The following is a 15,490-nucleotide window of genomic DNA, read 5'->3' as shown; positions in this document are numbered from 1 at the left end:
CCGTTTTTAGCTCACCGCGCCTTAATAAAGCGTTTGTGGTTCAACCCTCTAAAACCGGGCGACAAAAAGCTTAAATCATCTCCTCATCTTTCTATTCAGGGGATGGCAATGGACATCTTCAATAAGCTCATCGCTAGGAAGTTCAGGAACATCGCGGGTGGCAGGTACGAGGAGATAGCGAAGCGCTACAAAGAATTCCTTCTCCTTCCTGAGGAGTTTGTCCTCCCTGAGATATCGTCCATCCTTGTACCCGTTGACAGGTTTGCCCACGAGATTCCGAAGGAGCTTTACGAAACCCTTGAAGCCTACACTGGGGCGTCGGTTACGGTTGTTTACATAACCGATAGAATGGCGTTCAGGATGATAGAGCAGACCCTCGGAAAACTTGAGGCCGAGAAGCTCAAGATGGCCGAAACCGAACTTGGTGAAAGAGCCCTCTTTGAGATAGTCTCCGGGCTGAGGGATATTGGCCTCAGGGCAAAGGGTAGACACCTCTTCGGAAGCAAGAGTGATGAGGTCATAAAACTGGCCGGCGAGTTTGACCTCCTGGTCATATCCAGGGGCTACGGTTCCGAGATAACGAAGATATCCCCCATCAGCCCCGTGGTCCTTAAGATAGTCCAGCACGTGGATAAGCCAACCATAGTGTATTAGGGGGTTCAAATGATGCTGAACGAGCAAGTGGCAATCGCGGTTACAGTGTTCATCTTTATCTACGCTCTGATAATCAGCGAAAGGGTTCACAGGACTGTTGCCGCCCTCTTTGGCGCTTCCATAGTCCTGTTCGTTGGAGTGGTTCCCTGGGAAAAGATGCCCGAGTACCTTGACCTCGGGACATTGTTCCTCCTGATAGGTATGATGATGATCGTCAACACCGCCAAGGAAAGCGGCCTCTTCGAGTTCATAGCGATAAAGACCGCGAAGTTTGCCAAAGGGAGTCCAATGAAGGTCCTCATATTGTTCTCCGTCGTGACGGCGCTGGTTAGCTCCGTTCTGGATAACGTTACGACCGTTCTCCTGCTGACGCCGATGCTGATATACATAACCCGGCTGATGGACGTTAATCCGATTCCCTACCTTCTGGCGGAGATATTCGCATCCAACATCGGCGGAACCGCAACGCTCATCGGCGACCCGCCCAACATAATGATAGGCTCGGCCGCGGGACTGAGCTTCACCGAGTTCCTACTGAACATGGGGCCCATAGCGGCGGTTGACCTTCTCCTGACCCTCGGCATAATATACCTCGTCTACAGGGATGCCATGAAAATAACCCCAACCAAGATGGAGAGGATTCAGTCCACCATTCAGATGCTGAGAGAGGACGAGGCCATAAGGGACTGGTCTCTCTTTAGGAAGTCCGTGATCGTTATCCTTGCGGTCGTGCTGCTGTTCTTCGTCCACGACAAGCTTGGAATTCCCCCCGCGGTCGTGGCCCTCAGCGGTGCGTCGTTCCTCCTCCTCTGGAGCAGGATGGAGCCGACGGAGGTTCTGGAGAAGATAGAGTGGACGGCGATATTCTTCTTTATGGGGCTTTTCATAGTCGTTGGCTCCCTCGTTGAGACGGGGGTGATAGACGACGTCGCCAACTGGCTGCTCAGCTACGTCCACACGACCTCCGAGGCCATAGTGATGATTACATGGTTTTCAGCCGTGGCCTCCGCCATAGTTGACAACATCCCCCTGACGGCGGCGATGATACCTCTGATAAAATCCATGAGCACTTCGATGAACGTCTATCCCCTGTGGTGGGCACTCTCGCTCGGCGCGTGCCTCGGTGGAAACGGAACCGCCATAGGGGCGAGCGCCAACATCGTCGTTCTCGGTATAGCCGCAAGGGAGAGGCTCAACATAACCTTCATGGACTTCCTTAAGGTGGGTCTCGTGATAATGCTGAGCACGGTGGGAGTGGGTATGTTGCTGATATGGATAAGGTACGTAGGGGTGTGAGTCATGAGGATACTCGTGCTCGTTGACGGCTCTAAATGGAGTCAGAAGGCTGCCCTTCACGCGATAGCCATCGCCAAAAGGAGGGGAGGCAAGCTCATTCTGTTCTCCGTCCTTGATAGGAGGGAGGCGAAGGCCCTGGCCTTCAACATGGGCATGCTCAGTCAAGACCTTACGAACGTCCAGAAGTTCGAGGAGGAGATATGGCGGGAGATGAAGAAGAGCATACGCGACATAATGACCAACCTTCTTGAGCTCTGTCAGCATGAGGGAGTCAACTGCTCGATAAGGATCGTTGAGGGCTCCGCGAAGGACACCATCCTTGAGGAGGCCAACTCCGGAAGGTACAGCCTAGTCGTCATGGGTGCCTACGGAAGAAGTGGAAAAACGAGGATAGGGAGCCTCCTTGAGGAGGTCGTGGGTTCAATAGAGCCGCCCGTTATGGTGATTCGTTAGCGCTTCCATAGGGCGACCACGAAGAGCACCAGTACCATGACCTCAAGGGCCCCCACGGCTATGCTCACGTCCCTCTCTATCCATTCCGCCAGGTGCAGGGTTTCTATGACCTTCTTCATGGCCAGCAGGAGGAAGGCGGCTATCAGATAGAGCGCCGCCCTCAGATGGCTCTTTCTGTAGGCGATCAATGAAATCCCCGCAAGGGCCAGCGACAGTATCAGGGCTATGACCGCCAGTACGGTTTCCATCATTCCTCATCACCCACGCTGGTGAGCAGGTCTATCAGATTGTCGGCCAGCTTTTCCCAGAGACTGGGTCGGTACTCCTTTATGACGCGCGCTATTATCGCCGGGTCGTAGGAAAGTGTGTACGTCACGCTCTTCCCCTCTTTTTGGGCATCCACGATGCCGAGCTTCACGAGCTCCCCCATGTGATAGCTCACGGTGGGCTGGCTGAGGCCGAGCCTCTTGGCTATCTCGCTCTGGGTGAGGGGACCCTCCATGAGGAGCAGGAGAATTCTCCTTCGGGTCTCGGTGGAGATGGCTATCAGCAGCCTCTGGCAGTCCCTCTCGAAGCCCGCCGGGAAGATGTAGCGCCTCTTTCCGATTTTCCGTGAAAACACCTTCCCCTCTTTCTCCAGTCGGTAGAGGTGGTACTGGAGGTCCCCTATCCCTATTCCAAGCTCCCTCGCCAGCTCCCGGAAGGTTATCCCCGGTTTGCCCTGGATGTGGTGGAGTATCTCACTACGCCTCTCCATACCCAACACTTAAACCCTTGTGGTTCATCCATCTATGGGAAGCCATATAAACGCTACCCCTTTTATGTCCACCGGTGGGACGATGGAGACACTGATACGGAGGGCCGAGGAGCTTGCGGAGCGTTACGGTATATCCTATTATGAAATACGTGTAACCCGCGTCACGGCTTCCCACCTCACGATGCAGAACGGTCAGCTTGAGGAGCTGGCCATGAACACGGAGATTGGCATCGGGGTCAGGGCCTTCAACGGTGCGTGGGGTTTCTCAAGCGCCAACGACATGGGCCGTGCAGAGAAGGCCATAGAGACCGCCATGAAGATAGCGAGGCTCTCGAAGGGCGATTCGAAGATTCACCTCGGGGACCCCATCCGGGATAGGGCTGAAATAAGGCCGAAGAGGAGCTTTCTCGATGTGGACGTCGAGGATAAGCTCGCCCTCGTGAAGGAGATCGATTCCCTCCTCAGGGACGAGAGGGCCTCCAACCGGAGCGTCCACTACGGTGACGGCCTCAAGGAGGGGTTCTACTTCAACTCCCTCGGGAGCGAGATTGAGACGGTCGTCCCGAGGCTGAGGCTGAGCTTCTCTGTTACCGCCAGGGAGAACGGCGAGATGCAGAGCTACTGGAAGAGCTTCGGCGGCACCGCGGGCTGGGAGCTGGTCGAGGGAATAGACCTGAGCCACTGGACCGACTTCGTAAAGGAAAAGGCGGTTTCGCTTCTCCACGCCCAGTCACCCCCTTCAGGGGAGTTTCCGGTGATAATGGATCCCGAACTCACCGGCGTCTTCATCCACGAGGCCCTCGGTCATGCCGTCGAGGCCGATTCGGTTAAGAACGGCGACAGCATACTCGCCGGGAGGCTCGGAGAGAGGATAGCGGTGGAGGAGCTCACCGTCGTTGACGACCCGACCCTGCCCGGCAAGTTCGGCTCGTACGTTTACGACGACGAGGGAATGGAAGGCAAAAGGGTTGAGATAATAAAGAACGGCGTTCTCCTGAGCTACCTCAACGACCGCGAGACGAGCGCCCTGCTCGGCCTTGAGCCCAACGGCCACGGCCGTGCCCAGGGCTACAACTACCAGCCCCTCGTGAGGATGAGCAACACCTACGTCGAGCCCCGCGACTGGTCCTTCGAGGAGATGGTCGAGGAGGTCAGGAACGGCCTCTACATGATTGGGGACAAGGGGGGCGAGGTTGACACCGCCAACGGAACCTTTACCTTCGGCGCCAAGGAGGGCTACATCATCGAGAACGGTGAAATCACGGCGCAGGTCAGAGACGTAGCTCTCTCTGGCAGAATCCTCGACGTCCTGCGGAACATCCACGCCATAGGGGACGACCTAAGGATCGAGTTCCCCGGCTACTGCGGAAAGGGGCAGTGGGTGCCGGTCGATGACGGCGGGCCTCACGTGCTCACGAGGGCGCTCGTGGGGGGATTGAGGTGATAGAGGAACTCATCGGCATACTCGAACGCGAGAACGTTGAGTGGGAGATTTACTGGGAGACCGGTCGGGGAGGCTCCTTCAGGATAGAACGTGAGAGACTAGAACGCTCCCAGAGGAAGTTCCACTCCGGCATCGGTCTGCGCATCGGCTATAAGGGCCGACTCGGCTTTTCCTATGTAACCGGCCTGAACCACGACAGAAAAACGCTTGAGGAGTTTGTAAAGCGGACGATAAAGCTGGCGAGGGTTAGCGAGGTACCCTTCGTTGGCTTCCCCTCCCCGGCGAAAGTGCCCCGTGTTGAGGGACTCTACGATGGGAGGATAGACGAGATACCCTTCGAGGAGGCCCACTCCCTAGCGGGGGAATTCGCCGCCAGGATGCGCGAGCTGAAGGACGATTCCCTTACGCTCTCGGGATCGATGGCCCTTGCCGTCACCACCTATGGAGTGGCGAACTCCAACGGGGTTCGGCTTGAGGCCAGGGGTACGGGAATGAGCGTCTCGGCCTACGCCGTGAAAAAGGATGGAAAAACGGGTTCGGGCTCGTATTACCAGACCTATCGCTCCCTCCAGCCCTTTGAAGAGCTTGAGAACGCCCTCCTCTCAGCCATAGAGGAGGCCAGGCTCAGCTATCGCGCCCGGAAGATGAAACCCCACTCCGGTGAGGTTCTCCTTGAACCCGAGGCCTTCCGCGCCGTTCTGGGGATATTCCTCGAAAACCTCTTTGGGGACGGTGTCTATCACGGCAGGAGCCGCTTTTCAAGGCTCGGCGAGGATGTCGCCCCCGAGGGGTTCACGCTCATCGACGATGCAACGGTTCCGGGCGGCGTTGGTAGCTTCCCCTTCGACGGAGAGGGCAGCCCAGGGGAGAGAACCCTTCTAGTTGAAGATGGCGTCATACGCTCCTTCCTCCTCGATGAAACCTACGCCCGCTTCCTGAAGTTAAGGAGCACCGGGAACGCTGTCCGGGACTTCAGAACGACCCCGCACATAGGGACGAGCAACGTGATGGTTGTTCCCGGAGACGAGAACCTTGGGGACTTCGAGGGCATCGTCGTGAGGAAGGTCTTCGGTGAGCACACCGCCAACCCCGTGAGCGGAGACTTCTCGCTGACCGTTGAACTGGGCTACGCCGTTAAGGGTGGTGAGGTGGTTCCGTTCAGGGACAACATGCTCGTTGGAAACGCCTTCCGGCTCCTCAGGTCTATTTCATCCGTTGGAAAAAAGACACTCCGCAGGGGTTCCTTCATCTCCCCGCGCGTCGTTGCCGAGGTCAAACTTGTGTAGCCCTCGCTATATTTTTATACTCCAGTGAACATTTCCAATCAGGTGGTGTCGATGATGGATACTTTGGGGGATATCTTTTCCAAGCTCGTTCCCGGTGAGACTGTGCTCCTTGAGTACGGTTCTGAAGCGGCCCCTGAGATGATCCTTAAGTTCCTTCATGATTATGCCTCCGGGAGGGGTTTCTCGCTCGTTGTTGATGATATCGTTGATACGTTTCCTGAGTACATAACAAAGCTGAAACTCAGGGGCTTCGACGTTTCCACTCTGCTTGAGGTTCCCGTCATAAAAATTGGTGGAACCGTTAATCTGGGGGATGTACGGGGTATCGTGGATGTTGACCATCACTCCCTCGACTTTAGGTACTACGAAAAGATATACCGCGACTCCAAGGGGGAAAATCTCGTCATCAATCCCGTTCTTGGGTTTCACAAGTTTTTCATCACGCTCAGTTCGAGGGAACTGCTTCGATTGGTTAGGAATGTTGCGGGATTTGTGGGCAGAAGCGACAGGATAGCCATTTACCTCGTCAACTCAGACATAGCCTCCTGCACCTATCCCGCACACCTCGCCCTCCTCCGGGAGGTTTCCACAACTTTCCTGAAGCTCGGGCAGGAAAACGAAAAGATGACCCTTACCGTCGTCCGGACCATGGAAAGTCCTGAATAAACGGGCCTCTAGATTTGATCGAGCAGCTTCTTCCTCTTTTCCTCGTACTCCTCCTGGCTTATCACGCCCATGTCGTAGAGCTCCTTCAGCTTCTTGAGCTTCTCGATGGGGTCTTCCCTCTTCTCCACCGCCGGCGCGTGCTGGACGGTGGCTCCAGCAGGAACGACCCTGCTGACAAGCTCCCTGGGCTTTTTCAGCACCCACGTCTCATGGGTTAGGCCCTTCTTGACCTCTATCGTTACCGGCTCGATGGCTATTGCGTTCAGGGCGTCCTTTATGGCGTTTATCGTCTTTCTGGCCTGCTCCTTGTTCATCCAGCCGAGCTTGAGCCTTACGTTCTCCTCGCCCTTTATGAGGAACTCAGAGGAGACCACACCGAGTTCGACTCTGACCTCCTCAAGCTTCTGATAGGGTATGGCCTTCACCTCGTACCTTCCAAGGACCTTCTCGTCCAGGTAGATGATTCTCCTGTCGGTTATGAGGAGCCACTTCGGCTTCTCCAGGCTCACCTTCTTCCTGACCGTGAAGAGGACCTCCTCCCCTGACTCAAGAATTTTTCCGGCAGCCTTCGGTAGTTTCTCGGTCACCTTTCTCACCTGAATAGATATGAGCGGCGGCATATATTAACCTTCCCTCACCGCCCCTTCCGGTAGAGGAGGAACAGGGTTTCACCGTCGACGCTCTCTATGAGCGGTGTCAGAACCTCCTCGCCGCCACCGCTCCGCAGAACAACCCGGCTCGGCCTTCTTCTCAGCTCGGCCTCCAATCGTATGGTGTCCCACTCGAAGGCAGCGGAGCGGCTCAGCGGCATGACTTCCCTCCCTTCGGGGCTCTCTATGACCACCTCTCCGTTCAGAGGGGGGAGTTCGACGGCAACGACGACCCTCTTGTAGCTCCCGCCCTCGATTGACGAGTACGCCACCGCCAGGCCGAGAAAGAGGAGGATGACCGGCAGCAGAACCCCCGCCGTTGAGAGCCCCAGACTCCTCCCGAGCCACAGGAGTCCCAAGGAGAGTGCAAAGGCCATCAGGAGGACGGGAAGGCCGTAGAGGAGGGTTTTTCCGCCGGTGCCCTTCCATCCAATCTTCTCCAATGTCCTCTCCAAGGCCTCGGCGGTTTCAACGTAGTCCGCGAGTATGCTCAGGCCCATCAGGGTGAAGATTGGGATGGGGCTGGAGAAGTAGGGGCTCGCCAGTATCGCCCCGCTCAGGTTTCTGTACGCCTCCGGGAAAGCCAGGGGCAGGAACTGCGAAAACGCTATGGCGTAGGGAACCGAGTAGAGGGCCGTCGAGAGAAAGACCGTTCCGCCGGCTGAGTCCCGGGAGAGGAACGTCCCCAGGAGAATTATCCCGAAGGCCGCCGCCAGTAAATAGTCCCCTGGGCGGAGCAGGTTGGAGTACGCCAGGGACGTCAGGATTATCGCCGGAAGTACGACCGTCAGCTTTACAGCCCGGAAGCTCATCCTATCTCCCCCAGCAGCCTGCTCAGCACCTCTCCAATCTCCTCCCTCCCGGGGAGCCATCTGACGACGTAGGCCCCGGTGCCCTCAAGCTCCGCCATTATTGCTCTCTTCTCCATCTCAATCAGCGTGCCCGTTTTGGGGTCGAGGGTAGGATAGACCGAGATGTCCACCACCACCGGCCGGGATTTTCCCCTGTGGACGGCCATTACCGTGAGCACTCCCCTCTTGGTTTCGCCGCTCGTCCTCTCAAGGACGTTGGAGACGTAGATGACGAGCGGACTGTACTGAACCAGTATCCTCTTCAGCCTTTCCACCGCGTCGGAGAAGCTCTCCTCTTCCGTCTGGACCCTCTCGAAGTCCATCATCGTTTTCACAATGGTGTGGAGCTGCCTTGGCCCCGTGGCCGGCGGGAGGAACTTCTTTGCCCCGAGGAGGTAGAGCCCGACGTGGTAGTCCTTCCTCAGAAAGCGGTGCGCCATCGAGGCAACGAGGTTCATGGCGTGTTCGTACGGACTTTCGCTCTCGTGGCCAATCTTCATGCCGTCCCTCGCGTCGACTATGAAGAGGACGGTTTTCTTGCCCTCCCTCTCGAACTCGTTGACGAGAACCCGCCCCATCCTCGCGGTGGCCTTCCAGTTTATTAGCTTCACCGGGTCCCCGGTCCGGTAGTCCCTTATCTCCTTGAAGTCTGTGGAGAGCGGCCCCCTTATCGAGAAGCTCGTTTCCGGGACGCTTATCTTCGCCTTCCGCCTCATCTCGGCAACCGGAACCGCCCTGATGACCCTTGGGACTGCCCTGAGCCTGAGCTCCTCTCCGTAAAGTCCCCAGATGTACCTCGTGCCCAGCGGGTTCCTGGTCGTCACCTCGCTCCTCGGAAGCGTGTAGACTCCCCGGAGCATCGGCCTTATCCTGTAGGCGTAACCCGCCTTGAGCGGCCTCAGCCCCTTGAAGAACACTCCCACGTTGTTTCCCCCAGTGAGGGCGGCGTTCTTTGGAAGCGGGTCCCTGACGACGACCAGTCCGAGTCCCTTCTCCACGGCAACCTCAACCCGGATTTCAACCTCTTCCCCAAGCCTTATCTCGCGCCTTGAGAGCCTTCTCCTCACCCTCACCTCCCTGGGGGGGTCAACGAGCATCGCCAGGGCGAGCAGGGAGAGCGGCACTATAGCCAGGCCTATCATCCCCGGCGAGAGGAAGGCCGTTCCAAGGAGCAGTGCCCAGAGTATGTATCCCATCAGGCGTTTCCTCATCTCTCCCCCGCCTCTTTCGGTACGGGTGTTTTTTCCAGGGCTTCTTTGATGATTTCTTCTCCACTTATGCTCTCAAAGGCGTACTCCGGCTTAATGACAATCCTGTGCGCTAACGCGTCAACCGCGTAGGCCTTCACATCATCCGGCAGGACGAAATCTCTGCCCTCAAGCAGAGCGTTGGCCTTTGCGACCTTCATCAGGGCGATACCGCCGCGCGGACTCGGACCGGCCTCGACGCGCTCGTCAGAGCGGGCGTTTCTAATAAGCTCTGCAATGTACCTCAACAGGTCCCTGCTGATGAAGATTCTCCTCTCTACGAGCTCCTGCATTTCAACGAAGGTCTCACGGTCGATCAATGCCTTCATGTCGACCGTTGGGTCGTCCTTCCCCCAGGATAACCGCGCCTCAAGAATGGCAATCTCATCCTCAAGCGATTTCGGATAGCCAACGCGAAGCCTCAGCAGGAAACGGTCGAGCTGGGCCTCTGGGAGAGGGTAAGTCCCCTCGAACTCAATCGGGTTCTGTGTGGCAATGACGAAGAAGGGCCTCTCCAGCGTGAAGGTTTCGCCCTCAATGGTTACCTGCTTCTCCTCCATTGCTTCAAGCAGCGCCGATTGGGTCTTCGGTGGGGCGCGGTTTATCTCGTCCGCAAGGAGGACGTGGGTGAAAACCGGGCCTTTGATCAGCTCGAAGGTTCCCAGGTTCTGGCGCCAGACTTTGGTGCCGAGGATGTCCGCCGGGAGTAAATCCGGCGTGAATTGGACGCGGGTGTACTTTAGGCCTAAAACCCTTCCAAAGGCTTTTGCCAGGAGGGTTTTTCCCAGCCCCGGGTAATCCTCGAAGAGAACGTTCCCGTTCACGAGGGCGGCTGCCAGAGTCTTCCTAACCACGACTTCATTTCCAATGTACACCCTGGAAATACCCTCAACGATTTCTTCGAGGGTTTCAAACGCCTCTTTAATCTCTGTCACGACTCCCACCCCATGAGCGTTCTCAGCTCCTCAAAAACTTCCTCAACGATTCTAGTCCTCCTCTCAAGTTCCCTCCGCTCGTAGGCGTGCCTTATCCATGGCGGCGTCAGCCGGGATGTTTGTTTGGCCCTGTAGTCGGCTATCTTTTCCACGAGCGCCTCGAAGCGCTTCCTGTCCTCGAAGAGCCGCGAGCCGTAGTAGGCTATGAACGCCACCAGCGGCCCTTTCTTCCCCCGTACTACGAAGTCCTCCACGGCCCTGCTGGCCTCCGCGAGCTCGGGACCGAGCTTTTTCACGGTCTTCGCCTCGTGTTTCCTCCACTGGGAGAGGAGGTACTCTTCGGGGTCTTTTTCGCTGATGTACGAGTAGACCATGCTTCCCGCCGCGATGAGGCCCAGGAGAAGAACCAGCCATTCCCCATAGAACACAAGCCCCGGATGGCTCTCGCTCAGGCTTCCTCTGAGAGAAGCGTAGAGGCCGAGGATTGCACCGAGGGCGCCGAGCCCGAGCAGGTTCCTCTCAACGGGCTCGGTCCAGGGATACCTCTCGCCGAGCTCGGCTATCGAGTATCCGAGGAACAGGAAAAGGCCGGCGTAGCTGAAGACGCTCCCTATTGCTCCCAGGGGGGGAAGCTTTGAAACGCCGTAGAGGCCAATCAAAAGCCCCGCTCCCCTGATAAACCGGGAATGGCTCTCCAGTTTTGGTGCCATTGTAGCTATTCCACCGCCGAGGGCGATCATGGCCGCGGGAACGTTCCATTCGGTCGGGGTGAGGAGCGCCGCGAGGGTTACTCCGAGAAGCCTGAGGGCGAAGGCCTCGTTTCTCCCCTTTATCGCCCCGACAACGTCTCCGGCAATTAAAAACAGGACCAGTGCTACTGCTGGCGTGAGGAGGGCCTTTAGCACTCCCCTCTGGATGGATAGGGCGTATATGAGCGCTAGGGCACCGATGTATACCGTGATTCTTCCCCAGTTGGCTTTAAACACCGCAGCCACCCCCTATCACCTCAAGCACCGAGCGGTAGAACCGTATGAACTCGTCCCTTGAGACCCTCCTTCCGCTGTACTTGGCCTTCTCGAATATCCAGGTGAGGGTGTCTATCGGCTCCCAGGGGTACATCATGTCCGTGAGGGTCTCCGCTATCTCCCTGGGCGTCAGTTCGTCCACGTCCACCCCAACACCCTCTGCCCAGGGGAGGAAGCACCTCTCGTAGTACTCCACGACGGCATCGTTGTAGCTGGGCACTATTCTCGCCCTCGCGGTCTCGGCGAGGTCGCCGCACCTGGCCTCTATCGTGTGGTCTCCAAGGGACAGGGTCAGCCTGAAGTCCCGTCCCCTCCCGAAGGGTTTTCCATCGACGTAGAGTTCCGGCTCACCGTCGCACTCTATGCTTATCTCCATGGCCTCGCCCTCCTGGAACAGGGGTATGCCGTTGTTGAATATTATCTTCAGAATTTTCTCCCGCCTTCTCTCCTTGGGTTTCCTCTTCACGAGCCTGTATCTGGCTACCAGGGCGCCGATTACCACGATCACGCCGATGTAGAACCAGGGGATTTTCCGCTTTTTGGCTATTATAACGTGGAACCTCCCGCTGGCCGGCAGGTAGTAGGGGGAGCCGTCGAAGGCAACGACCACCGTTGCGTTGATTTTCTCCTCGGACACGGGGACGTCGAGTGTGGCTATTCCGGAGCCGTTGGTCATTGTGCGCATCGCGAAGCCATCCACGCTGACGTTGAGGTATACCCCGCTTACGGGGTCGTTGAGGGAATCCACGACCCGGAACTTCAGCCGGGCGGTTTTTTCGCCCCTCGCCTCCGACGTCAGCAGTTCTATCTTCACCGGGGATACCACCGCAATGGTTGCCCGTTTCAGAATGCTGGCGCCGTGCCTGAACTCCACCGACCTCTCTCCGACGGTCTGGAATGGCTCAATGGTGAAATCGAAGCTTCCGTTGACGACGTTGAAGGTGTACGTCTTGCCCGGGAACACGTATGCTTTCAGGGTCGCGTTTTCAATCCCGATGACCTTCCCCCTTATTCTAACGGGCTTTCCGAGTTCGCCCCTCAATCTCTCGGGAACGTCGAGCTCAACGGTTGCGACCCTGATGTTCACCGTCGTCGGGGAGTAGTCCTCACTTCCGGGATACCTCAGGGTCAGCACGTGTTGCTCTATTCCCGGAATCCCAAGCCTTATGGAAAACCCTCCGCCGGTGCGGGTCGTTGCGTTTCCGAGGTATCTCCCGTCCAGGTAGCAGGCAACGCTGGCGTTGGCTATCGGTTCACCCACCCCGTCCAGGAGCGTCCCCACTATGGTTACGTTTCCCGGTCTGGTCAGAATCAGCGCCGGGAGCGAGAACCTCGCCAGCCCCTTTACCTTGACTACGAGAGTGGTTCCCGTTGAGAGGTAGGGGTATCCTGGGGGTGCCGTGTAGTACACCGCGACCCTCTTGGTTCCGGGCCTGATGTACTCCGGGATTTTAACGGGAATGGAGAAGGCCCCTTTCGAGACGTTTCCGTACCCTATCAGGACCTCCCTCTTCCCGCCGTTCAGGAAGACCGCGACGTTCCCCAGGGACGGAGTCTCCCCGGTGACCGTTCCACTTACCGTGCCGTTTACGGTGAGCGAATCGCCGGCGGTGAGCGTTTCAGGGACCTTCACGCCGAGGGACGTGGATTCCATGACGAAAACGGGGATGTACAGGCGGTATCTCTCCGCCCCGCCCGCAACGGTCATGTTCACGACGTGCCAGCCGGGGGGATACCTGGGGGGCGAAGCCAGCCTGAGGTATATCCCTCTCTCACCTCCCGGCATCCCCCACCAGAACCACGTCTCGACCAGCGGGGAGGTTGTTTCGAGTCTTACATCCCGGGCCGCACCCCGAACCGAAAGGCCGAGGACAGCCTGGCCGCCCTTGAGGAGGCCAACCGCCGCCTGTTCGGGGATAACCGTTATCGCCCCCGGAACCGTGACCGCCGTGAGACGGAGCACGGACAGCGGTGTTCCGGCCCCAGTAAACGCCCTGACAATGACCGGGTAGTGGCCGGGTTCCTTAAATGGGCCCACCGTCAGGTTGTATATCCCCGACCCGTTGATGAGCGCTATCCTTCCAATGGATGGAACCTCCACGACAACGCTTGAGTTCGTCCCGCTCGCGACCCTCTCGAACTTCACCGTAACCGTTCCCTGGGAGCCCGGGTCGAGGGTCATCTTCGGAGGCGAGACATCGAGCTCGAACGGGGTGTAAACGTTTGGGTCGGGGTGCAGCGGGTCGAAGACCAGCCAGCCCCCATTCTTGAAGTAAACCTCTGCCCAAAAGTGTCTGTTCCTTTCGGTCACGACCTGGGTCTGGGGAACCGCATCGATGTAAACCCCCTCGACGAGCCTCGCGGGGAGGCCGCTCAGCCTCGCCAGCACGACGAAGGCCGAGGCGAAATCGTAGGAGCTGCCCGCTTTGGACTCGAACAGGAACCACTTCAGCCTATCCGTGTTGGCCGGGGGCGTGACGTTCTTCACGTGCCTGCAGTTGTTGGCCAGGTACCTCGCTATCCTCAGTGCCCTCTCGTAGTCCGAACCTGCTCCCAGGGTGATGCCCCTCGCCAGGGCCGCGAGCTGAGTGTCGTTGGGGGCCGAGAGATACTCCGTTTGGTTCCCCGCTGTAAGGTTGAGCAGGTGGGGCAGGTCGAAGGTGTAGCTCACCGCCGAGAATGAGTAGGCCGTCACGTTCATGCCTGTTCTGAAGAGGTTGTACTCCGGAATCGCCTCCGCCCCGGCGCCGTCAACGCGGGTCGTGTAAAGGGAGGTGAAGAGGTTTCCGCTGAGGGGGAGGAATGAGACGACGGTTACCCTGTCCCTCTCGGTGTGGTGGGGGACTTTTATCTCCGGTGGGGCGAGGGCGTTGCTCGGAACCCTCGTGGCGTTTCCCGTTCTCCACCTTCCGTCGGTGTAGTCGGTGTACACGTTGAGCCTGAGGTAGTGGGTGTGGGCCGCCCCCGTCACGAGGAGAACGAAGTGAAGCGAAGCGGGAACCTCCGCCGGTGGCCCGGTTTCGTTGGTCCCGTTCCCGGGCGGAAGCTTCGGAGAGAGTATCTCCTCGATGCTTTTGGTTTCGGGGGGAGCCTCAATGAGGGCTGGTCCAAGGACGACGGAGGTAAGGAGGAGGGAGAGCAGTGTTAGCGTGAGAAAGGCGATGTATTTCCGCCTCACCATGATGTTCCTTACTTCAACCGCGGGTTATATAAGGCTTTGCATCAATGCACTACTTTGGACATTTCTATCCAAAACCCTTAACTACCGGCGGGCCTTCCCTGGATTGGTGGTGTTATGGAATTTGAGAGGAAACCCCTCATAGGCATGGTTCACCTGAAGCCCCTTCCAGGCTCCTACCTTTACGACGGGAACTTCGATGCCGTGATCGAGTTCGCCATCAGGGATGCGCGAACCCTTGAAGAGGCGGGTTTCGATGCGATAATGGTGGAGAACTTCGGCGACGTTCCCTTCCCGAAGTACGTGGACAAGACGACCGTCGCGGCTTTCACAGCGGTCGCCAAGGCAATCCGCGACGAAGTGAGCCTTCCCCTCGGGATAAACGTCCTCCGCAACGATGGAATCGCCGCCTATTCCATAGCCTACGCGGTGAAGGCGGACTTCATAAGGGTGAACGTGCTGAGCGGTATAGCCTACACAGACCAGGGCCTCATAGAGGGCATCGCCCACGAGCTCGCTAAGCTAAGGAAGCTCCTCCCGAGCAAAATAAAGGTCTTCGCCGACGTCCACGTCAAGCATGCGGTTCATTTCTTCGACTTCGAGGACGCGATACTGGACACCGTCGAGCGCGGATTGGCTGATGCGATAGTCGTCAGCGGCAGGGCAACCGGCAAGCCAGTCGATGTGGAAAAGCTCGCCCTGGCTAAGAGAACCTCGCCGGTGCCAGTGGTGGTGGGTTCGGGCACCTCCCACGACAACCTCCCGGAACTCTGGGAGCACGCCGATGCCTTCATAGTGGGCACGTGGATCAAGCGCGATGGAAAAGTTGAAAACGAGGTCTCCCTCGAAAGGGCGAGGAAGCTGGTCGAACTGGCGAATAACCTTCGCCTCTGATGCAGTTATTCCTCCTTTTTCCGAATCTTTTTCTCCGAAAGGCTTATTACCTAAAAACGTGTAACTTGTTAAAATACGACCCCCTCCCGCGTTTCTTTTCCGCGAGATGGGTGGTACTGGAAGTGGAACTATGGTTGGAAAGGAAAAGCCCGCG

General features: G+C 57.7%; 15 protein-coding genes. 7 read left to right on the top strand and 8 right to left on the bottom strand.

Annotated features, from left to right (window positions below):
• The first annotated feature begins 102 nt into the window (after positions 1-102).
• Genes E3E51_RS02720 through E3E51_RS02710 form a run of 3 tightly spaced genes read left to right on the top strand, consistent with a single transcriptional unit; the run spans position 103 to position 2,403 of the window.
• Positions 103-654 carry a universal stress protein gene (locus E3E51_RS02720; protein ID WP_346765931.1) on the top strand — a complete coding sequence of 184 codons (552 nt, stop codon included), beginning with the start codon at positions 103-105 and terminating at the stop codon, positions 652-654.
• A gap of 9 nt (positions 655-663) precedes the next feature.
• Positions 664-1,950 carry an ArsB/NhaD family transporter gene (locus tag E3E51_RS02715; protein ID WP_167911550.1) on the top strand — a complete coding sequence of 429 codons (1,287 nt, stop codon included), beginning with the start codon at positions 664-666 and terminating at the stop codon, positions 1,948-1,950.
• Positions 1,951-1,953: 3 nt separating this feature from the next.
• On the top strand, positions 1,954-2,403 hold the full coding sequence (locus tag E3E51_RS02710) for a universal stress protein (RefSeq protein ID WP_167911549.1): 450 nt from the start codon (positions 1,954-1,956) through the stop codon (positions 2,401-2,403).
• Here E3E51_RS02710 and E3E51_RS02705 read toward each other — a convergent pair.
• Positions 2,400-2,654: a hypothetical protein gene (locus E3E51_RS02705; RefSeq protein WP_167911548.1), complete on the bottom strand. Its 255-nt coding sequence runs from the start codon at positions 2,652-2,654 to the stop codon at positions 2,400-2,402. The two genes, E3E51_RS02710 and E3E51_RS02705, sit on opposite strands and share 4 nt — an antisense overlap.
• Positions 2,651-3,160, bottom strand: a complete 510-nt coding sequence (locus tag E3E51_RS02700; RefSeq protein WP_167911547.1) for a metalloregulator ArsR/SmtB family transcription factor — start codon at positions 3,158-3,160, stop codon at positions 2,651-2,653. Before E3E51_RS02700 ends, E3E51_RS02705 begins: the two co-directional genes overlap by 4 nt.
• Before the next feature lie 82 nt (positions 3,161-3,242).
• On the opposite strand from E3E51_RS02700, the gene E3E51_RS02695 reads away from it, so the two are divergent.
• The 3 genes from E3E51_RS02695 to E3E51_RS02685 are packed head-to-tail and all read left to right on the top strand — an operon-like array spanning position 3,243 to position 6,556.
• Positions 3,243-4,604, top strand: coding sequence for a TldD/PmbA family protein (locus tag E3E51_RS02695; protein ID WP_167911546.1), 1,362 nt, complete (start codon positions 3,243-3,245; stop codon positions 4,602-4,604).
• Positions 4,601-5,890, top strand: coding sequence for a TldD/PmbA family protein (locus E3E51_RS02690; protein WP_167911545.1), 1,290 nt, complete (start codon positions 4,601-4,603; stop codon positions 5,888-5,890). The genes E3E51_RS02695 and E3E51_RS02690 overlap by 4 nt, the downstream gene beginning before the upstream one ends.
• A 51-nt stretch (positions 5,891-5,941) precedes the next feature.
• Complete coding sequence (locus E3E51_RS02685) at positions 5,942-6,556, top strand: DUF257 family protein (protein WP_240924237.1); 615 nt, start codon at positions 5,942-5,944, stop codon at positions 6,554-6,556.
• 8 nt (positions 6,557-6,564) lie between these two features.
• Here E3E51_RS02685 and E3E51_RS02680 read toward each other — a convergent pair whose 3' ends face one another.
• From E3E51_RS02680 to E3E51_RS02655, 6 genes are read right to left on the bottom strand one after another with little or no spacing between them, the layout of a single operon-like run.
• Positions 6,565-7,143: a PH domain-containing protein gene (locus E3E51_RS02680; RefSeq protein WP_346765934.1), complete on the bottom strand. Its 579-nt coding sequence runs from the start codon at positions 7,141-7,143 to the stop codon at positions 6,565-6,567.
• Positions 7,144-7,190: 47 nt separating this feature from the next.
• Positions 7,191-8,018 (bottom strand): hypothetical protein, encoded by an 828-nt coding sequence (locus E3E51_RS02675; RefSeq protein WP_167911542.1) that lies wholly within the window; start codon positions 8,016-8,018, stop codon positions 7,191-7,193.
• Positions 8,015-9,268, bottom strand: a complete 1,254-nt coding sequence (locus E3E51_RS02670; RefSeq protein ID WP_167911541.1) for a DUF58 domain-containing protein — start codon at positions 9,266-9,268, stop codon at positions 8,015-8,017. The genes E3E51_RS02675 and E3E51_RS02670 overlap by 4 nt, the downstream gene beginning before the upstream one ends.
• Positions 9,265-10,239 (bottom strand): MoxR family ATPase, encoded by a 975-nt coding sequence (locus E3E51_RS02665; protein ID WP_167911540.1) that lies wholly within the window; start codon positions 10,237-10,239, stop codon positions 9,265-9,267. The genes E3E51_RS02670 and E3E51_RS02665 overlap by 4 nt, the downstream gene beginning before the upstream one ends.
• Positions 10,236-11,234, bottom strand: a complete 999-nt coding sequence (locus tag E3E51_RS02660) for a hypothetical protein (protein WP_206204444.1) — start codon at positions 11,232-11,234, stop codon at positions 10,236-10,238. Before E3E51_RS02660 ends, E3E51_RS02665 begins: the two co-directional genes overlap by 4 nt.
• On the bottom strand, positions 11,218-14,445 hold the full coding sequence (locus E3E51_RS02655; RefSeq protein ID WP_167911539.1) for a transglutaminase domain-containing protein: 3,228 nt from the start codon (positions 14,443-14,445) through the stop codon (positions 11,218-11,220). The genes E3E51_RS02660 and E3E51_RS02655 overlap by 17 nt, the downstream gene beginning before the upstream one ends.
• Before the next feature lie 114 nt (positions 14,446-14,559).
• Between E3E51_RS02655 and E3E51_RS02650 the strand changes: the two genes are divergently transcribed.
• Positions 14,560-15,336, top strand: coding sequence for a BtpA/SgcQ family protein (locus E3E51_RS02650; RefSeq protein WP_167911538.1), 777 nt, complete (start codon positions 14,560-14,562; stop codon positions 15,334-15,336).
• Positions 15,337-15,490 lie beyond the last annotated feature (154 nt).

The organism is Thermococcus sp. 21S7, from assembly GCF_012027615.1.
In the GTDB taxonomy this organism is placed as follows: Archaea; Methanobacteriota_B; Thermococci; order Thermococcales; family Thermococcaceae; genus Thermococcus.
The sequence above is the reverse complement of the archived record's forward strand: the minus strand, read 5'-3'. Positions and strand labels throughout refer to the sequence as shown.